General features: G+C 69.3%; 16 protein-coding genes. 8 read left to right on the forward strand and 8 right to left on the reverse strand.

The window, feature by feature from the left end:
* A partial coding sequence (locus Q2100_RS19725; RefSeq protein ID WP_302915419.1) for an aminotransferase class I/II-fold pyridoxal phosphate-dependent enzyme occupies positions 1–608 on the reverse strand: 608 nt, incomplete at its 3' end.
* Between the two features lie 32 nt (positions 609–640).
* A complete protein-coding gene (locus Q2100_RS19730; RefSeq protein ID WP_302915420.1) occupies positions 641–1,930 on the reverse strand; it encodes an adenosylmethionine--8-amino-7-oxononanoate transaminase in 1,290 nt (429 codons plus the stop codon).
* Positions 1,931–2,021: 91 nt separating this feature from the next.
* On the opposite strand from Q2100_RS19730, the gene Q2100_RS19735 reads away from it, so the two are divergent.
* The 5 genes from Q2100_RS19735 to Q2100_RS19755 all read left to right on the forward strand — a co-directional run bounded on the left by Q2100_RS19735 (position 2,022) and on the right by Q2100_RS19755 (position 10,916).
* Positions 2,022–4,184, forward strand: a complete 2,163-nt coding sequence (locus Q2100_RS19735; protein ID WP_302915421.1) for an acetyltransferase SucT — start codon at positions 2,022–2,024, stop codon at positions 4,182–4,184.
* A 4-nt stretch (positions 4,185–4,188) separates the two neighbouring features.
* Positions 4,189–6,351 (forward strand): glycogen debranching protein GlgX, encoded by a 2,163-nt coding sequence (glgX, locus tag Q2100_RS19740; protein ID WP_302915422.1) that lies wholly within the window; start codon positions 4,189–4,191, stop codon positions 6,349–6,351.
* Between the two features lie 3 nt (positions 6,352–6,354).
* The gene (gene treY / locus Q2100_RS19745) at positions 6,355–8,658 is read left to right on the forward strand and encodes a malto-oligosyltrehalose synthase (protein WP_302915423.1); all 2,304 of its coding nucleotides are present in this window, start codon (positions 6,355–6,357) and stop codon (positions 8,656–8,658) included.
* Positions 8,651–10,375, forward strand: coding sequence for a malto-oligosyltrehalose trehalohydrolase (gene treZ, locus Q2100_RS19750; protein ID WP_302915424.1), 1,725 nt, complete (start codon positions 8,651–8,653; stop codon positions 10,373–10,375). Before treY ends, treZ begins: the two co-directional genes overlap by 8 nt.
* Positions 10,376–10,493: 118 nt before the next feature.
* Positions 10,494–10,916 (forward strand): globin family protein, encoded by a 423-nt coding sequence (locus Q2100_RS19755; protein WP_302915425.1) that lies wholly within the window; start codon positions 10,494–10,496, stop codon positions 10,914–10,916.
* Positions 10,917–10,935: 19 nt separating this feature from the next.
* On the opposite strand, the gene ilvA is transcribed toward Q2100_RS19755, so the two are convergent.
* Both ilvA and Q2100_RS19765 read right to left on the reverse strand, forming a co-directional pair.
* Positions 10,936–12,213 carry a threonine ammonia-lyase IlvA gene (gene ilvA, locus Q2100_RS19760; protein ID WP_302915426.1) on the reverse strand — a complete coding sequence of 426 codons (1,278 nt, stop codon included), beginning with the start codon at positions 12,211–12,213 and terminating at the stop codon, positions 10,936–10,938.
* A gap of 57 nt (positions 12,214–12,270) precedes the next feature.
* Positions 12,271–12,708 carry a nitroreductase family deazaflavin-dependent oxidoreductase gene (locus Q2100_RS19765; protein ID WP_302915427.1) on the reverse strand — a complete coding sequence of 146 codons (438 nt, stop codon included), beginning with the start codon at positions 12,706–12,708 and terminating at the stop codon, positions 12,271–12,273.
* Between the two features lie 88 nt (positions 12,709–12,796).
* Between Q2100_RS19765 and Q2100_RS19770 the strand changes: the two genes are divergently transcribed.
* Positions 12,797–13,027: a hypothetical protein gene (locus Q2100_RS19770; RefSeq protein WP_302915428.1), complete on the forward strand. Its 231-nt coding sequence runs from the start codon at positions 12,797–12,799 to the stop codon at positions 13,025–13,027.
* Between the two features lie 55 nt (positions 13,028–13,082).
* Positions 13,083–13,970: an alpha/beta fold hydrolase gene (locus Q2100_RS19775; RefSeq protein WP_302915429.1), complete on the forward strand. Its 888-nt coding sequence runs from the start codon at positions 13,083–13,085 to the stop codon at positions 13,968–13,970.
* Here Q2100_RS19775 and Q2100_RS19780 read toward each other — a convergent pair.
* Both Q2100_RS19780 and Q2100_RS19785 read right to left on the reverse strand, forming a co-directional pair.
* Positions 13,967–14,386, reverse strand: a complete 420-nt coding sequence (locus Q2100_RS19780; RefSeq protein ID WP_302915434.1) for an SRPBCC family protein — start codon at positions 14,384–14,386, stop codon at positions 13,967–13,969. The two genes, Q2100_RS19775 and Q2100_RS19780, sit on opposite strands and share 4 nt — an antisense overlap.
* A gap of 8 nt (positions 14,387–14,394) precedes the next feature.
* Complete coding sequence (locus Q2100_RS19785) at positions 14,395–14,820, reverse strand: MerR family transcriptional regulator (protein ID WP_302915430.1); 426 nt, start codon at positions 14,818–14,820, stop codon at positions 14,395–14,397.
* Positions 14,821–14,873: 53 nt separating this feature from the next.
* Between Q2100_RS19785 and Q2100_RS19790 the strand changes: the two genes are divergently transcribed.
* Entirely contained in the window at positions 14,874–15,311 is a 438-nt protein-coding gene (locus tag Q2100_RS19790) for a PPOX class F420-dependent oxidoreductase (protein ID WP_302915431.1), read from the forward strand.
* On the opposite strand, the gene dnaE is transcribed toward Q2100_RS19790, so the two are convergent.
* Together dnaE and Q2100_RS19800 are read right to left on the reverse strand one after the other, a co-directional pair.
* Positions 15,308–18,862 carry a DNA polymerase III subunit alpha gene (gene dnaE / locus Q2100_RS19795; protein ID WP_302915432.1) on the reverse strand — a complete coding sequence of 1,185 codons (3,555 nt, stop codon included), beginning with the start codon at positions 18,860–18,862 and terminating at the stop codon, positions 15,308–15,310. The genes Q2100_RS19790 and dnaE overlap by 4 nt on opposite strands.
* A gap of 64 nt (positions 18,863–18,926) precedes the next feature.
* Positions 18,927–19,562 (reverse strand): TetR/AcrR family transcriptional regulator, encoded by a 636-nt coding sequence (locus tag Q2100_RS19800; RefSeq protein ID WP_302915433.1) that lies wholly within the window; start codon positions 19,560–19,562, stop codon positions 18,927–18,929.
* Positions 19,563–19,740 lie beyond the last annotated feature (178 nt).

Genomic DNA, 19,740 nt, shown 5'->3' on the forward strand with positions numbered 1-19,740 from the left:
TGCGCCTCGTCGACGACGAGCAGTGCGCCGTGACGCCGGCACACGTCGTGCAAAGCGCGCAGCGGCGCCATCACGCCGTCGGCGGAGAACACCGAGTCGGTCAGCACGACGGCGCGGGATTCGGTGCGCCCGGCCAGCGCCGCGGCGACGGCGTCGACGTCGCGGTGCGGCGTCACGGCGACCCTGGCCCGCGAGAGCCGGCAGGCGTCGACCAGCGAGGCGTGAGTGAGCGCGTCGGAGACCAGCAGTGTCCCCGGCCCGGAGAGGGCGACGACGGCGCCGAGATTGGCGGTGTAGCCCGAGGAGAACACCAGCGCCGACTCGGCTCCGACGAAGTCGGCGAGCGCGCGTTCGAATCCCTCGTGCAGCTCGGTGTTGCCGGTGACGAGCCGGGATCCGGTGGAGCCGGCGCCCCAGGTGCGCAGCGCGTCGACGCCGCCTGCGATGACGTCGGGATGCTGGGACAGGCCCAGGTAGTCGTTGGAGGCCAGGTCGAGTTCGGCGCCGACGGGCGGGCGGGGCCGCAGGGAGCGGCGCAGTCCGTCGGCGCGGCGCTGCTGCTCGACGTCGGCCAGCCATGCCAGCGGTGAGAGGCCCGCGCGTGTCATCCGGCCCCTCCTCTCGACGACTTGAACGCCGTTCAGGTTAGCGCACGGGCGACCGCGACCATCGCCGCGGTGATCCGGTCGACCTCGCCGGCATCGCAGATGTAGGGCGGCATCACGTAGACGAGGTCGCGGAACGGCCGCAGCCACACCCCGTGGTCCAGCGCGGTCACGGTGGCTAACGGCACATCGACGGGCCGGTCCAGCTGGATCACCCCGATCGCGCCGAGCACCCGCACATCGGCGACGCCCGTCACCTCCCGCGCCGGCGCCAGCCCGGCGCGCAGACCCGCCTCGATGGCACGCACCCGGGCCCGCCAGTCCCCCGCGAGCAGCAGCTCCACCGAGGCCACCCCGACCGCGCACGCCAGCGGGTTGGCCATGAACGTCGGCCCGTGCATCAGCGCGCCGGGCTCCCCCGCGCTGATGGTGTGCGCGATCTCGGAGGTGCACAGCGTGGCCGCCAGCGTGATGTACCCGCCCGTGAGTCCCTTGCCGACGCACATCACGTCCGGCCGCACGCCGGCGTGGTCGGCCGCGAACAGCTCGCCGGTGCGCCCGAAGCCGGTGGCGATCTCGTCGAAGATCAGCAGCACGCCGTGCCGGTCGCAGATGTCCCGCAGGTCGACCAGGTAGCGCGGGTCGTGGAACCGCATCCCGCCCGCACCCTGCACCACCGGCTCGACGATCACCGCCGCCAGCTCGTCGGCGTGGGCGGCCAGCAGGCGTTCGAACTCCAGGGAGTAGGCGGGGTCGTGGTCTGCGGGCACCGGCGGCGCGAACACCTGCCGCATCATCACGTCGGTCCACAGCGAGTGCATGCCGCCGTCGGGGTCGCACACGCTCATCGGGGTGAACGTGTCGCCGTGGTAGCCGCCGCGCCACGTCATCAGCCGGTGCTTGCCCGGCCTGCCGAGGCTGCGCCAGTACTGCAGCGCCATCTTGGCGGCCACCTCGACCGACACCGAGCCGGAGTCGGAGAAGAAGACCGTGTCCAGGCCCTCGGGCGTCACCTCGACGAGCAGCTGCGCCAGCCGGGCCGCCGGCTCGTGGGTGAGGCCGCCGAACATCACGTGGTTCATGGTCGCCAGCTGGTCGACGATCGCCGCGTCGAGCACCGGGTGTCCGTGACCGTGGATCGCGGTCCACCACGACGCCATCGCGTCGAGCACCTCGACCTCGCGTCCCTCGTGCATCACGGTCAGGTGGGGGCCCCGCGCACCCACCGCGACCACCGGCGGGAACGCCTCGGCGCCGATGGCGCTGTACGGGTGCCACACGTGGGCGGCGTCGATCGCACTGATCTCCGCGGGCGTCAGGGGCACGGGCTACGAGCCTACTTCTTTGCCCGGGCAGCGGGCGGCGACCACCGCGACATGAGTCATCGGCAGAAGTTGGGTAAATTGCTTCTCGACCATGATCACCCTCGCCGCCCCCAGGCCGGCGCCCGCCACCGAGATCGGTTCCGCGCCGCGCGCCGCCATGGGTTCCCGAATGTCGGGCTTCTACCGACACGACCTCGACGGTCTTCGTGGTGTCGCGATCGCGATGGTGGCGGTGTTCCACATCTGGTTCGGCCGCGTCTCCGGCGGCGTCGACGTCTTCCTGGCGCTGTCGGGCTTCTTCTTCGGCGGCCGCCTGCTGCGCGCGGCGCTCACCCCCGGCGTGTCCCTGCGGCCGGGGCGCGAGGTGATCCGGCTGGGGCGGCGGCTGCTACCGGCGCTGGTGGTGGTGCTGGCCGCCGCCGCGGTGCTGACCATCCTCGTCCAGCCCGAGACCCGGTGGGAGACCTTCGCCGACCAGAGCCTGGCCAGCCTCGGCTACTACCAGAACTGGGAACTCGCCAACACGGCGTCGGACTACCTGCGGGCAGGCGAGACGGTCAGCCCGCTGCAGCACATCTGGTCGATGTCGGTGCAGGGCCAGTTCTACATCGCCTTCCTGGCGCTGATCCTCGGCCTGGCCGTGCTGCTGCGCCGCATCCTTCGGCGCCACCTCAAGGCCGTGTTCGTGGTGGTGCTCACCGCGCTGACCGTCGCGTCGTTCGTGTACGCGATCTTCGCGCACAACGCCGACCAGGCCACCGCCTACTACAACAGTTTCGCGCGGGCCTGGGAGATGCTGCTGGGCGCGCTGGCAGGCGCACTGGTGCAGTATGTGCGCTGGCCGATGTGGCTGCGGACGATCGTCGCGACGGTCGCGCTGGCGGCGATCCTGGCCTGCGGCGCGCTGATCGACGGCGTCAAGGAGTTCCCCGGCCCCTGGGCGCTGGTGCCGGTCGGCGCCACCATCCTGTTCGTGCTGTCGGCCGCCAACCGGCTCGCCGATCCGCACACCGGCGGCCGGTTGCCCGCCCCCAACCGGCTGCTGGCCACCGCGCCGTTCGTCGCCCTCGGTGCGATGGCCTACTCCCTGTACCTGTGGCACTGGCCGCTGCTGATCTTCTGGCTCTCCTACACCGGACACCAGCGCGCGAGCCTCCTCGACGGCGCGGGCGTGCTGCTGGTTTCGGGCGTGCTGGCCTGGCTGACGACCCGCTACATCGAGGAGCCGCTCCGCTACCGCGCGCCTGCGGCGACCAGCCCCGCGGTCCCTCTGCGCAAGCGGTTGCGCAGGCCGACGATCGTGCTCGGGTCGGTGGTCGCGCTGCTCGGTGTGGCGCTGACTGCGACCTCGTTCACGTGGCGCGAACACGTCACCGTCGAACGCGCCAGCGGCAAGGAGCTGTCCGGGCTGTCGGCCCGCGACTACCCCGGTGCGCGGGCGCTGCTCAATCGGGCGAAGGTGCCCAAGCTGCCGATGCGGCCCACCGTGCTGGAGGCCACGAAGGACCTGCCCGCCACCACCAACGACGGCTGCATCAGCGACTTCGACAACATCGGTGTGATCAACTGCACCTACGGCGACAAGACCGCGACCCGCACCATCGCCCTGGCAGGCGGATCGCACGCCGAGCACTGGGTCACCGCGCTCGACCTGCTGGGCCGGCTGCACAACTTCCGGGTGGTGACCTACCTGAAGATGGGCTGCCCGCTGACCACCGAAGAGGTGCCGCTGGTGATGGGCGACAACCGGCCGTACCCGAAGTGCCACCAGTGGAACGAACGGGTGATGGACAAACTGATCGCCGACCGCCCCGATTACGTGTTCACCACCTCGACCCGGCCGTGGAACGTCAAGCCGGGCGACGTCGTGCCGCCGAGCTACCTCGGCATCTGGGATAGATTGTCGCAGAACCGGATTCCGATCCTCGCGATGCGCGACACGCCATGGCTGGTGCGCGACGGCGAGCCGTTCTTCCCGGCGGACTGCCTGGCCGACGGCGGCGATGCGATCTCCTGCGGCATCAAGCGGGCCGAGGTACTCTCCGACCACAACCCGACACTGGACTTCGTCGCTCAATTCCCGATGCTCAAGGCCCTCGACCTGAGCGACGCGGTGTGTCGCCAGGACTACTGTCGCGCAGTGGAGGGAAACATATTGCTGTATCACGACTCTCACCACATCTCGGCAACGTACATGCGCACCATGACCAACGAACTGGGACGACAGATCGCCGCTGCCACCGGCTGGTGGTGACCCCGTGACCGCAGCATCCCCCGCGCCGAAGCCGCGCAGCGCCACCACCGTCTGGCCGGGCGAGTCCTATCCGCTGGGCGCCACGTATGACGGTGCCGGCACCAACTTCTCGCTGTTCTCAGAGGTCGCCGACCGCGTCGAACTGTGCATGATCGCCAAGGACGGCACCGAGGAGCGGATCGACCTCGAAGAGGTCGACGGGTACGTGTGGCACGCCTACCTGCCCACCGTCACGCCTGGACATCGCTACGGGTTCCGCGTGTACGGGCCGTGGGACCCGCCCGCCGGGCACCGGTGTGACGCCAGCAAGCTGCTACTCGACCCGTACGGCAAGTCCTTCCACGGTGACTTCGACTTCGGCCAGGAGCTGTTCTCCTACGACCTGGCCGCCGACGACCTCGCCTCCGGCGGGACGCCGCCGCAGCTGGATTCACTCGGGCACACCATGACCAGCGTGGTGATCAACCCGTTCTTCCAGTGGGGATCCGACCGGGCGCCCCGCACGCCCTATCACGAGACGGTGATCTACGAGGCCCACGTCAAGGGCATGACGCAGACCCACCCCGGCATCCCGGAGGAGCTGCGCGGCACCTACGCGGGCCTGGCCCACCCGGTGATCATCGAGCACCTCAAGTCGCTGAACATCACCGCGATTGAACTGATGCCCGTGCACGCATTCATGCACGATCACCGGCTGCTCGACCTGGAACTCCGAAACTACTGGGGCTACAACACCTTCGGGTTCTTCGCACCGCATCACCAGTACGCGTCAAACCGGCACGCCGGCGGCGCCGTGGCCGAGTTCAAGACGATGGTGAAGGCCTTCCACGAGGCGGGCATCGAGGTCATCCTCGACGTCGTCTACAACCACACCGCCGAAGGCAACCACCTCGGGCCCACGATCAACTTCCGCGGTATCGACAACGCGGCCTACTACCGGCTGCTCGACGGCGACCTGCGGCTCTACAAGGACTTCACCGGCACCGGCAACAGCCTCAACGCCCGCCACCCGCACACCCTGCAGCTGATCATGGACTCGCTGCGCTACTGGGTGCTGGACATGCACGTCGACGGATTCCGCTTCGACCTGGCCTCCACCCTGGCCCGCGAATTCTACGACGTGGACCGGCTGTCGGCGTTCTTCGACCTGGTGCAGCAGGACCCGGTGGTCAGTCAGGTCAAGCTGATCGCCGAACCGTGGGACATCGGCGAAGGCGGTTACCAGGTCGGCAACTTCCCAGGTTTGTGGACCGAGTGGAACGGGAAGTATCGCGACACTGTGCGTGATTATTGGCGGGGCGAGCCCGCGACCCTCGGCGAGTTCGCCTCGCGGCTGACCGGATCGTCCGACCTCTACGAGGCCACCGGACGCCGGCCCAGCGCCAGCATCAACTTCGTCACCTGCCACGACGGCTTCACCCTGAACGACCTGGTGTCGTACAACGAGAAGCACAACGAGGCCAACGGTGAGGACAACCGCGACGGCGAGAGCCACAACCGGTCGTGGAACTGCGGCGTGGAGGGGCCGACCGACGATCCTGAGATCAGGGTGCTGCGCGGCAAGCAGATGCGCAACATCCTGGCGACGCTGATGTTGTCGCAGGGCACGCCGATGATCGCGCACGGCGACGAGATCGGCCGCACGCAGCGCGGCAACAACAACGTGTACTGCCAGGACTCCGACATCGCCTGGATGGACTGGTCGCTGTGCGAGACCAACGCCGACCTGCTGGACTTCACCCGCAAGGTGATCGGGGTGCGCAAGAAGCACCCGGTGTTCCGGCGCAGGCGGTTCTTCGAGGGCAACCCGATCCGCAGCGGCGACGAGGTGCGCGACATCGCGTGGCTGACACCGGCGGGCACGGAGATGACGCCGCAGGACTGGGGCACCGGGCTGGGCCAGTGCGTCGCAGTGTTCCTCAACGGCGAGGCGATCTTCGCGCCTAACGCGCGCGGTGAGCGGGTGGTCGGCGATTCCTTCCTGCTGTGCTTCAACGCCCACGACCGGGTGCAGGACTTCGCCGCGCCGGAGGGCTTCTACGCCAACGAGTGGACCGCCGAGCTCGACACCGCCGATCCCACCGGCGCCACGGACCTGGTGGTGGCCGCGGGCGAGAAGATCTCGCTGCCCGCGCGTTCGGTTCTCGTGCTGCGCAAGACGGCCTGACCGATGGATCGTGTGCTCTCGACGTACCGACTGCAGATGCGCGGCGACTGCTTCACATTCGCCGACGCGGAGAACGTGCTCGACTACCTGGACGCGCTGGGTGTCTCGCACCTGTACCTGTCGCCGATCCTGACCGCGGCGCAGGGGTCCACCCACGGCTACGACGTCACCGACCCCACCACGGTGGCCCACGCGCTCGGCGGCCCCGACGGTCTCGCACGGCTGTCCGCGGCCGCGAAGGCACGCGGCATGGGTCTGGTGGTCGACATCGTGCCCAACCATGTCGGCGTCGACTCCCCCGCTCAGAACGCCTGGTGGTGGGATGTGCTCACGCACGGTCGCGAATCCCGCTACGCCCCGTACTTCGATATCGACTGGGATCTCGACCCCGATCACCGGATCGTCCTGCCGGTGCTGGGCTCCGACGACGACGTGGCCGACCTGGTGGTCGACCGCAGCGGTGACGAACCGGTGTTGCGCCTGGGCGATCTGGCCTACCCGATCGCGCCGGGCACCGCCGGCCAGGACGCCACCGGCGCGCAGGTGCACGACCGCCAGGGCTACCGACTGACCGGCTGGCGCAACGGCATCTGCGGATACCGGCGGTTCTTCTCCATCACCTCGCTGGCGGGGCTGCGCCAGGAGGACCGGGCGGTGTTCGAGGCCACCCACGCCGAGGTGGGCCGTTGGGTGGCCGACGGCCTGGTCGACGGTGTGCGCATCGACCATCCCGACGGCCTGTCCGACCCGGCCGGCTACCTGGCATGGCTGCGTGACCTGCTCGGCGACGACGCCTGGATCGTGATCGAGAAGATCCTGGCAGTCGACGAACCGCTCGATCTCAGCCTGCCCGTCGCCGGGACGACGGGTTACGACGCGCTGCGCGAGACCGGCGGGGTGTTCCTCGACCCGGCCGGTGAGGCGCCGCTGACCGATCTCTACGAGTCCACCGGGGTCGTCTACGCGTCGACCCCCGCGGAGGCCCGCAGGCTCAAGGCGCGGGCGGTCACCGACACGCTGGGCAGCGAACTGGCCCGACTGCACCGCACCGTGACCGGCGCGACGGGCGTGGACCACCCGCAACTGCCCAACGCGATCGCCGCCCTGCTGAGCCACATCGGCGTCTACCGGTCGGACTACCCGTCGCTGTCGCTGGTGCTGCCCGTCGCCGTCGAGGAGACCGTCGCCGAACGCCCGGATCTCGCTGAAGCGCTGGCGATCCTGTGCACGGCGGTCACCATGAATCGCGAGACGTCGGTGCGGCTGCAGCAGCTGTGCGGCGCCTCCACCGCCAAGTCGATGGAGGACTGCCTGTTCTACCGGGACGCCCGGCTGGTGTCGCTCAACGAGGTCGGCAACGAACCCGAGAAGTTCGGGGTCAGCACCGCGGAATTCCATCAGCGCGCCGACGCCCGCGCCCGGCTGTGGCCGTCGGCGATGACCGCGCTCACCACGCACGACACCAAGCGCGGTGAGGACGTGCGAGCCCGGATCGGGGTGCTCTCCCAGGTGCCCGCACTCTGGGCGCAGTACGTCGAGGCCTGGTTGGAGCGCACCTCGCCGCCCGATTCCGGCACCGCGATGTTCCTGCTGCAGAACGTCTTCGGCGTCTGGCCGGTCGACGGTACGGTGACGCCCGAGCTGCGGGAGCGGCTGCACGGCTACGCCGAGAAGGCCATCCGCGAGGCCGCGCTGCACACCACGTGGAACGACCCGGACGAGACCTTCGAGTCGGCGGTGCACCGGTGGCTGGACACCGTGCTCGACGGACCCGTCGGCGCCGAGCTGACCCGGTTGCTCGAACAGCTCGACCGGCATGCGCGCAGCGACAGCCTCGGGCAGAAACTGGTGACCCTCACCGCACCCGGCGTGCCCGACGTGTATCAGGGCACCGAACTGTGGGAGGACAGCCTGGTGGATCCGGACAACCGGCGGCCGGTCGACTACGCCGAACGGCGGGCGGCGCTGGAGGCGGCCACCCATCCCAAGATCCGGGTGGTGCGCGAGGCGCTGCACCTGCGCCGCGAGCGCCCTGACGCGTTCCTCTCCGGTGACTACCGCCCGGTGCTCGCCGGCGGCGCCGCCGCCCAGCACGTGCTGGCCTTCACCCGCGGCGCCGAGGTGCTCACCGCGGTGACCCGGCACAGTGTCGGTCTCACCGAATCCGGTTGGGGTGACACGACTCTGCCGCTACCCGCGGGTGAGTGGACCGACCGGATCGGCGGCGGACGGTTCAGCGGTTCCGTCCCGGTGAGCGAGCTGTTCGCCGACCTGCCCGTGGCGTTGCTGGAGCGCACGAATGGTTGAGTTCGCGGTGTGGGCGCCGCGGCCCGAGCGGGTGCGCCTCGATGTGGACGGCACGCTGCATCCGATGGTCGCCTCCGGCGACGGCTGGTGGCGCGCCGACGTCGACGCCCGCATCGATGCGCGGTACGGTTTCGTGCTCGACGACGACCCGAAGGTGCTGCCCGACCCTCGGTCACCGCGCCAGCCCGAGGGCGTGCACGAGCGTTCGCAGCGCTGGCGGCCCGCAGCCGATGCCTGGACCGACTCCGACTGGGCGGGCAGGTCGATCGAGGGTGCGGTGATCTACGAGCTGCACGTCGGCACCTTCACCCCGGCGGGCACCTTCGACGCGGCGATCGACAAGCTGGACCACCTGATCGATCTCGGTGTCGACGTCGTGGAACTGATGCCGGTCAACGCATTCGGCGGCACCCACGGCTGGGGCTACGACGGCGTGCTCTGGTACGCGGTGCACGAACCCTACGGCGGCCCCGACGGCCTGATCCGGCTGGTCGACGCCTGCCACCGGCGCGGACTGGGTGTGCTGATCGACGCGGTGTTCAACCACCTCGGACCCTCGGGCAACTACCTCCCCCGGTTCGGCCCTTACCTCTCCAGTGGCAGCAATCCGTGGGGCGAGTCGATCAACATCGCCGACGCCGACGCCGACGAGGTGCGCCGCTACATCATCGACTGCGCCCTGCGGTGGATGCGCGAGTTCCACGCCGACGGACTGCGGCTGGACGCCGTGCACGCCCTCGTCGACACCACGGCATTCCACATCCTCGAGGAACTGTCCGCCGAAACCGACGCGCTTTCAACCGAACTCGGCCGTCCGCTCTCGCTGATCGCCGAGAGCGACATGAACGACCCGCGACTGATCACACCCCGCGAGCGTGGCGGCCTCGGGATGACCGCACAGTGGGACGACGACATCCACCACGCCATCCACTCCGCGGTGTCGGGCGAGACACAGGGCTACTACGGTGATTTCGGCTCGATCGAAACGCTGGCGCAGACGCTGCGGAACGGGTACTTCCACGCGGGCACGTACTCGTCGTTCCGGCACCGCAGGCACGGCAGGCCGCTGGACACCTCGTCGATCCCGGCCACCCGGCTGCTCGCCTACACGCTGACCCACGACCAGGTCGGCAACCGCGCCGTCGGCGACCGTCCGTCGCAGAACCTGGAACCCGGTCAGCTCGCGGTCAAGGCGGCGCTGGCACTCGGATCGCCCTACACCGCCATGCTTTTCATGGGTGAGGAGTGGGCGTCGTCCTCACCGTTCCAGTTCTTCAGCTCCCACCCCGAACCGGAACTCGCGCGGGCCACCGCTGAGGGCCGCAAGGCGGAGTTCGCCGAACACGGCTGGGACGCCGACGAGATCCCCGACCCGCAGGACCCCGAGACGTTCCTGCGTTCCAAGCTGAACTGGGACGAGGTGGCCGACGGCGACCACGCCCGGATGCTGGCCGTCTACCGCGATCTCATCGCGCTGCGGCACCGCGAACCCGACCTTGCCGATCCGTGGCTGGATCACCTGCGGGTGGACTACGACGAGGAGCAGCGCTGGCTCGTCATGCACCGCGGCGCCTTCGCCGTCGCCTGCAATCTCGGCGCCGAACCGGTAACCGTCCCGGTCACCGGCGAGGTGGTGCTCTCCTGGGACGAGCCGGCGGTGGAGGGCGAGGCGACCCGGCTGCCGGGGCACTCCTTTGCGGTGCTGCGCTCGGCCTGACACAGGAGCACGGCCGCATGGCGCAGACCTGACGTTCTGTCAACCCGGTCGCCCACAGCGAATCCGCCTGTGGACGAATGGTTTCCGTTCTCGCCGGATCCGGGACACGCTCGGCGGTATGACTGATGTGTACGAGATACCGCCAATCGACTCGGCCACCGATCCGATCCACTCGCCAACGGACCTGGGTCAGCGCTGGCGCGCCCTGATGGGTCCGTTGGGCTTCGGCGAGCGCCTCCTGTGGGTGGGTTTCGTCGGGCCGGACCGCCGGCTGATCAAGGCACTGAGCGATGTGCCGCTCGGTCCGCGGCCACGGCGCCGGCCTGTCGACGCTGTGTTCAGCGCCCTGACCGATGTGCTGGCGGGGATGCGGGCGGGAACGACGGTCGCGTTGCTGCTGACACGTCCGGGCCGCGGGCCGGTCTCCCCCGCCGACCGGGAGTGGGCGGCGCTGCTCACCAGACTGGCCGCCGAGGCCGGCTTACCCATCGAGCCGATCTTCCGTGCCAACGACGACGCCTTGGTGCAGGTCGAGCCGTGACGGCGCGCCGTCGGCCGCTTCAGGTCAGGTAGCGGTAGACCGGCGAACCCGGCTCCAGTGTCTCGACGTGCATGTCCGAGCTGCGCATGCGCACCAGCAGTCCGTCGAGGTCGGCGGCCGAGCCGAGCTGGATGCCGACCAGCGCCTCACCGGTCTCCCGGTTGTTGCGTTTGACGTACTCGAACAGCGTGATGTCGTCGCCCGGACCGAGCACCTCGTCGAGGAAACGGCGCAGCGCGCCCGGCTCCTGCGGGAAGTCGACCAGGAAATAGTGCTTGAGCCCGAGGTGGACCAGCGAGCGCTCGAGGATCTCGTTGTAGCGCGACACGTCGTTGTTGCCGCCGGAGACCAGGCACACCACAGTGGTCCCCGGTTCGACCGTCGCCTCCAGCAGCCCCGCCACCGCCAGCGCCCCGGCCGGCTCGGCGATGATGCCCTCGTTCTGGTACAGGTCCAGCATCGCGGTGCACACCGCGCCCTCGTCGACCGTGGTGAGCGACACCATGTCGCCCGCGGCGGTCAACGCGGCGAACGGCAGCGTGCCCGCGCGGTTCACGGCGGCGCCGTCGACGAATTGGTCGACGTGATCGAGGGTGATCGGTTCGCCTGCGGCCAGGGCCGCGATCATGGCCGCCGCACCCGCCGGTTCCACACCGAGCACCGCGGTGTTCGTGGTGCGCTCGGCCAGATAGGTGGTGATACCCGAGATGCATCCGCCGCCGCCGACCGGAACGATCACCAGGTCCGGCTCGGCGTCGAGCTGGTCGAGGATCTCCGCGGCGATGGTGCCCTGGCCTGCCATCGTGCGCAGGTCGTCGTACGGCGGAATCAGCGTGGCCCCGGTGCGCGCCACGTCGTCGAGGGCGGCCGCCGCGGCCAGGTCGTAGGTGGCGCCGACCGCGATCAAGTCGATGAACTCGCGGCCGTGATAGCGGATGCGGTCCCGCTTCTGCTTGGGCGTCTTCGTCGGCACGTACACCCGGCCCCTGATGCCCATCGACCTGCAGGCCAGCGCGAAGCCCTGGGCGTGGTTGCCGGCCGAGGAGCAGACCACGCCGGCGGCCAGTTCGGCGTCGGACAGCTGCATCAGCAGGTTGTAGGCGCCGCGCAGCTTGTAGGACCGGACCGCCTGCAGGTCCTCGCGCTTGAGGTACACCGTCGCACCGGTGGCCTCGGACAGCCGTTCGGACAGGTGCAGCGGGCTGCGCACCACGATGTCGGCGATCCGCGCGGCGGCCTCGTCGATGTCGGCCGCGGTCAACGGCGACGTGACGGGCTGGCTCAGGTCGGCGGACACCGCTCAATGGTGCCATCCGCCCGTCGCAGGGGTACAGCCGGTTTTGCCCGGCCCGGTCTACTCGGCCGGGCTCAGCACGAACACCGGGATTTCCCGGTCGGTCCTCTCCTGGTACTCGGCGTACTCCGGCCAGGCCTTGACGGCCCGCTCCCACCAATCGGCCTTCTCGTCGCCGAACACCTCGCGGGCGTCGTAGTCGCGGGTGGACGAACCGTCCTGCAGTTCCACGCGCGGGTTCTTCTTGATGTTGTGGTACCAGACAGGATGCTTCGGCGCGCCGCCGAGCGACGCGACCACCGCGTACTCCCCGTTGTTCTCCACCCGCATCAGCGGGGTCTTGCGGAGCTTGCCGGTCTTGGCGCCGACGGTGGTCAGCAGGATGACGGGGCGACCCTTCAGCTCGGTGCCCTCGGTGCCCCCTGAGGCCATGTACTGCTCGGCGTTCTCGCGTGCCCAGTCCGACGTGCTCGGTTCGTATTCTCCGGTCAGCGGCATTAAACAAGCTTAGGCGGGTACAGAAACCCGGTGCCCGTATTGAGAGTTTCGGCTGGCCGAAACCATGGTTGAGAGGTACCCTCGAACTATGACCACCGCAGGCCATCTCCGTTCCACGGTCTCCCGTGCGACGTGCGATGTGAGTGTCGCCGGTGTGCCATGGCCCGCGTACAAGGTGATCGCGCTGATGCTCGGCGCCCTGGTGACCGTGATCGTCGGCGTAGCCACCATGAGCGCCGCGCCTGCGGTGCTCGCCGGTGCCGCGGCGGCCACCGCCGCCTGGCTCGGCCTCGGCGTCTTCTGCACAGACCGCCAGTAGCGCCTGCCCGCCCGGGGGTCGATTAGTTCTCGACCGCATTCCGGTCGGCACAGACATGACCACATCACCGCACGGCCTCGGCGACGCATTCACCTCCGCGACCGCCCGGGTCAACGGGATCACCCTTCATCACGTCAGCGGCGGATCCGGCCCCGCCATGGTCCTCCTGCACGGTTTCCCCCAGGACTGGTACGAATGGCGCGCCGTGATGCCACGACTGGCCGCGTCCCACACCGTCGTCGCGGTCGACCTGCGGGGGGTCGGCGAGTCCGACGCCCCCGAGGACGGCTACGACGCCACGCAGATGGCCGACGACGTCTTCGCGCTCATCGACCATCTCGGACTCGGCGCCGTCCACCTCGTCGGTCATGACATCGGCGGCTGGGTGGCATACGCGGGGGCACGCCGCCATCCGCAGCGGGTGCTCAGCGCGACCATCCTGGAGACGCTCATCGCGGGCACCGGGCGCTTCGCCAGTCCAGGCGTCGACGTCGCGCTGTGGCATGGCGAATTCCACATGGTGCCCGACCTGCCCGAGGCTCTGGTGTCCGGGCGGCAACGGGACTACTTCGGCTATTTCTTCGACATCGGCACCCGGGGCCGGGGCGTGATCACCGATGCGGATCTGGACCACTACGTCGAGGCGTACCGCGACGGGCCGCACCTGCGTGCCGCCTTTGAGATGTATCGCGCGATCCCGCGGAACATCGTCTTCAACGACGCGCACCGGGACCTGGTCGACGTGCCCCTGCTGCTCGTCGGCGGTGAGCACGTGTTCGGCGCCACGCTGCCCGACACCGCGGAGGAACTGCGTTCCCGCTTCGGCTGGTCCGACGTGACCGTGCACGTCGTCCCCAACGGCCAGCACTATCTGATCGAGGAGCGTCCTGACGACATCGTCGAATTGCTGCTGCGGCACGCCCGTCGGCCGCGGCGGGATTAACGCTCGAGCAGTCTGCGCAACGACTGCAGGTCGGCGGTCACCGCCGCGACGTCGGCCTCGAATTCTTCGTCGGTCATCCCGGCGCGCTGCCGCACGGTGAACACCACTTCACAGCGAGGCACACCGGCTCCTGCGGGAACGACGCGCAGGGCGTTGTACACCGCCTCGCCGGACGGCAGCCGCACGACATGGTCGATCACGCCGAACTCGTTGACCGGCGCGAACTCGACGGTCACCTGCCCCATCGGCGAGTCGGCCACCCAGCCCTCGTCGCTCCGCCGCAGCTCGCCCGCGGCCAGGCCTGCCGCCCAGCGCGGCATCTGCTGCGGGTCGGAGGCGAAGGCGTACACCACCTCCGGTGGCGCGTCGATCCACACCCCGATGTGACGGGAGGTCTGCGCGGTGTCGCCGGTCATGTCGTCGGTCACCGGTACATCGTGACGCAGCCGGAGTTCATCGGCGTCGCCGAGCCGATCGCGTGCACCCCGCACGTGCAGTCGTCGATCGAGGGACAGGTGCACGCCATCCCCCACTCGACGATCTCCCTCGCCCGGCGCAACTCGTCCATCCTGGCGTCGATCTCGGCGAGCTTCGACTGCGCCAGCGCCCGGCTGAGCGGCCGGCCCGGCGCGTCGTCGGCGAACAGCACCGCGATGTCCTCCAGTGCGAACCCCGCCGTCTTGCACAGCCGGATCACTTCGAGCCGGGCCAGGATCGCGTCGCCGTAACGGCGCTGACCCCCACCCGGCCCGCGGGCGCGAGCAGCCCGATCTGCTCGATAGTACCGCAGCGTGGTCGCCGCGATCCCCGCGCGGCGGGCCACCTCGCCGATCGTCAGGTTCGCCGTCATCTCCGCCGCCTCCTCTTGACTTGGAGCCAACTCTAAGTGCTGAACTCGACACCATGCAGACCCTCGACGACCTCCGGCACTCCCGCTACGCGCTGCTGCGCACCCAGCGTCGCGACGGCACCCCCCTCGACACCCCGATCTGGTTCGCGTTCGACGGCTCAGCGCTGGTGTTCCGCACGAAGATCGGCCCGAAGACCCGCCGACTGACCCACGACCCACGCGTGCAGCTGCAGGTGTGCGACCACCGGGGCCGCGTCAGCCCCGAAGCCGGGACCGTCGACGGGCGGGCGACGATCCTGTCCGGTGCCCCCGCCGCTGCGGCCGACGAGCTGCTGCGCCGCCGCTACGGCTGGCAGTACAACGTGGTCCCGCTGCTGAAGATCCCGGGCGTGCGCAACGTGCACAGCAACCTGCCGTGGCGCGAGAAGATACGACGGGCGCGCGCCCGCCACCTCTGGGACGACAGCGCGATCGTCCGGATCGACCTCTAGCCCCCCAGGCAGCCCGGCCCGAGCAGCGCCTTCAGGTCGCCCATCAGCGCCGGCGACGGCGTGACCCTCAGCGCCTGGTCCAGTTCCAGGGTAGTGATGCGCTCACCGCTGATCAGCCGCAGGTGCACCTGCGACACACCCGGGTGGTTGGCCAGCACCGCCTTGAGCGCGCTCACCTTGTCCACGGTGCACTGCCGCGTCGGCAGGCTCACCGCGAGCGGCCGGTTCACCTGCGCGCTGGAGAAGTCGGGCACCACCAGTTCGTGGGCGATCAGCGCGATCCGGTCATCCCGGGCGGCGACCTTCGCCTTCACCAACACCACCACGTCGTCGGCGATCTCGGCGCCGAACAACGAGTAGGTCTGCGGGAAGAACAGCACCTCGATGCCGCCGGTGAGATCCTCCAGTTGCGCTGAGGCCCAGGGCAGTCCGTTCTTGTTCACCCGCCGGTTCACCGAGGCGAGGATGCCACCCACCAGCACCTGCGCGTCGTTGGCGACGTCACCGTCGAGGATCGCCGGGATCTGGGTGTCGACCTGGTTGGCCAGCAGATGGGCCACCCCGTTGAGCGGGTGCCCGGACACGTACAGCCCGAGCATCTCCCGTTCCAGGGCGAGCTTGTGCTTGTCCTCCCACTCCTCGTCGGGCACCTTGATGGTGAACACCGCGTCGGTCGCGGTGTCGGCGCCGCCGAACAGGTCGAACTGACCCATCGCCTCGGCCTTCTTGGTGCCCAGCACCGAGTCCACCGCGTCGGTGTGCACCAGGAACAGGCCCTTGCGGGGATGGCCGAGCGAATCGAAGGCGCCGGCCTTGATCAGCGACTCCGTCACCTTCTTGTTGCACGCCGAGATGTCGATCTTGTTCAGGTAGTCCGAGAAGTCGGTGTACTTGCCCTTCTCGGCGCGCGTGTTCACCAGCGACGCCACCACATTCGCGCCGACGTTGCGCACCGCGCCGAGCCCGAACCGGATGTCGGTGCCGACCGAGGCGAAGTTCTGCACCGACTCGTTGACGTCCGGCGGCAGCACGGTGATGCCCAGCCGACGGCAGTCGGCCAGGTAGACCGCGGCCTTGTCCTTATCGTCGCCGACGGAGGTGAGCAGACCCGCCATGTACTCGGCCGGGTAATTGGCCTTCAGGTACGCCGTCCAGTAGGACACCAGCCCGTACCCGGCGGCGTGGGATTTGTTGAACGCGTAGTCGGCGAAGGGCAGCACGGTGTCCCACAGCGCCTTGACCGCCGCCGCGGAGAAGCCATTGGCCTTCATGCCGTCGGAGAAGCCCTCGAACTCCTTCTCCAGCACCTCGCGCTTCTTCTTGCCCATGGCCTTGCGCAGGATGTCGGCTCGGGCCAGCGAGTAGCCGGCCACCTTCTGCGCGATGCGCATGATCTGCTCTTGGTAGACGATCAGGCCGTAGGTCTCGGCGAGGATCTCGCGCAGCGGCTCCTCGAGCTCGGGATGGATCGGCTTGATGGCCTGACGGTTGTTCTTGCGGTCGGCGTAGTCGTTGTGGGCGTTCATGCCCATCGGCCCCGGCCGGTACAGCGCGATGACCGCGACGACGTCCTCGAACCCCGTCGGCTGCATCCGCCGCAGCAGGTCGCGCATCGGGCCGCCGTCGAGCTGGAACACACCCAGCGTGTCGCCACGTCCGAGCAGTTCGTAGGCCGCCGGATCGTCGAGCGGCACGGTGTCCAGGTCGAGGTCGATGCCCCGGTTGGCCCTGATGTTCTCCAGGCAGTCGCCGATGATCGTCAGGTTCCGCAGGCCCAGGAAGTCCATCTTCAGCAGGCCGATGGCCTCGCACGACGGATAGTCCCAGCCGGTGATCACCGCGCCGTCCTGCGGCCGCCGCCACAGCGGGATGGCGTCGACCAGCGGCTCGGAACTCATGATCACCGCGCAGGCGTGCACGCCGGCGTTGCGGACCAGGCCCTCGAGCCCGCGCGCGGTCTCGTAGATGGTCCGCACGTCGGGGTCGGCGTCGATCAGCCCGCGGACCTCGGTGGCCTCCTTGTACCGGTCGTGGGCCGGATCGGTGATGCCCGACAGCGGGATGTCCTTGGCCATGATCGGCGGCGGCAACGCCTTGGTGATCCGGTCGGCGATCGCGAAGCCGGGCTGACCGTAGTGCACCCGCGCCGAATCCTTCAGCGCCGCTTTGGTCTTGATGGTGCCGAAGGTGATGACCTGGGCCACCCGGTCGCTGCCCCACTTGTTGGCGGCATAGCGCAGCATCTCACCGCGGCGACGGTCGTCGAAGTCGATGTCGATGTCGGGCATCGAGACCCGCTCGGGGTTGAGGAACCGTTCGAACAGCAGCCCGTACGGGATCGGGTCGATGTTGGTGATGCCCATCGCGTAGGCCACCAGCGAACCCGCCGCCGATCCGCGCCCCGGCCCCACCCGGATGTCCACCGAGCGGGCGTAGTTGATCAGGTCGGCGACGATGAGGAAGTACGACGGGTAACCCTTGTCGCAGATGACCTTGATCTCGAAGTCGGCGCGGTCGAGGTACTCCTGCGGCACCGTGCCGCCCGAGAAGCGGCGCTCCAGGCCGGCGCTCACCTCGTGCCGCAGCCAGCTCTCCTGCGAATGCCCCTCGGGCACCGGGAAGACCGGCATCCGGTCGCGCGGCTGCCACACCTCGGCGTAGGACTGCACACGCTCGGCGATGAGCAGCGTCGAGTCGCACGCGCGGGGGACCTGCTGGTCCCACAGCGCCCGCATCTCCGCCGCCGACTTCAGGTAGTAGCCGTCGCCGTCGAACTTGAAGCGGGTGGGGTCCGACAGCGTCTTGCCGGTCTGGATGCACAGCAGCGCCTCGTGGTTCTGCGAGGCGTCACGGGTGACGTAGTGGCAGTCGTTGGTGGCCAGCGGCGGGATGGACAGCTTGCGGCCCACCTCCAGCAGTCCCTCGCGGACCCGGCGCTCGATGTCGAGGCCGTGGTCCATCAGCTCGAGGAAGAAATTCTCCGGCCCGAAGATCTCCCGCCACTTGGCCGCGGCCTCCAGCGCCTCGCGCTCGTGCCCGAGACGCAGCCGCGTCTGGACCTCGCCCGACGGACAGCCGGTGGTGGCGATGATGCCCTCGGCGTGCTCGGCGATGATCTCGGCGTCCATCCGCGACCACTTGCCGAGCTGCCCCTCGAACGAGGCCAGCGACGACAGCCTGAACAGGTTGCGCAGGCCGGTGGCGTTCTCGGCCACCATCGTCATGTGCGTGTACGAGCCGCTGCCCGACACGTCGTCACTCTTCTGACTCGGGTCGCCCCAGAGCACCCGCTTGGTGTCGAACCGCGACGCCGGGGCGATGTAGGCCTCCACCCCGATGATCGGGGTGATCCCGACGTCGGTGGCGGCGTTGTAGAACTCGCTGGCGCCGAACATGTTGCCGTGGTCGGTCATCCCGATCGCGGGCATCTCGAGCCGCTGCGCCTCGGCGAGCATCGGCTTGACCTTCGCGGCACCGTCGAGCATCGAGTATTCGGTGTGGTTGTGCAGGTGAACGAACGACCCCGAGGACGTAGACGATGAACCGCTCATAGGGTGGCCAGTCTATGACCGACCTCCGACACCGCTCGGCGTGTCGCGATGCGTGTCTTCGTCCTCAAGCCGACCGGTCGCCGGCGTCGTTGGTGGGCAGCCCGCCGGCGAACAACCGGACCAGCTGCTGCGTCACCGGTTCCATGTCGTCGGGACGTGCGACGAAGCTCGCGTAGCACCCGAGGCCCCACAAAACGACGTGCAGCATCGACACGATCCCTGCGGTGTCGGCGTCGGCCCGGATCTCGCCGTGCGCGACGCCGTCCTCGACCACCCTGGTGAGGAACTGCCGCACCGGCGACGGCGCGCTGAACGGCAGCAGCTCGGGGTTGCGCTGCGGTTCGAGCCGGGCCGATATGGTGAAGGCGATGGTCGAGCGGTCGCGGTGTTCGGCCTCCTGCAGCGCGACGAAGAAGGTGGCCAGCCGGTCGAGCAGCGCATCGTGCGCCAGCGCCCGCTCGACCGCCGAGGTGAGCATCGACTTCGCCTCTTCCATCACGGCGCGGTACACGTCCTCGCGGGTGGCGAAGTAGTAGTGCAGCGTCGGCCGGCTCAATCCGGTGTGCTTGGAGATCGCCTGGAACGTCATCGCCGGGTAGCCGCGCTGGTTGATCACCTCGCGTGCGGCACGCACGATGCGGCGGCGGGTCTGTGCGGAGTCGGCGCCGACGGGGCGACCACGCCCCCGGGCAGCCGGCACGCTGCGACCCCCTCGCTGCACGAGCAAACCGTATGGCATCGGCGTTCATCATGGCAACGGTCCGCGTCGCCATGGCCGGTCAGGGCATGCGTCGGCGCAGATGGGCCGCCACGCCGGGGTCCGCGGTCAGCTCGATGGCGCGTCGGTACGCGGCCGCCGCCTCCTCGGGCCGGCCGGC

Origin of the sequence: Mycolicibacterium arseniciresistens, assembly GCF_030519285.1 — a bacterium.
Taxonomy (GTDB): Bacteria; Actinomycetota; Actinomycetes; order Mycobacteriales; family Mycobacteriaceae; genus Mycobacterium; species Mycobacterium arseniciresistens.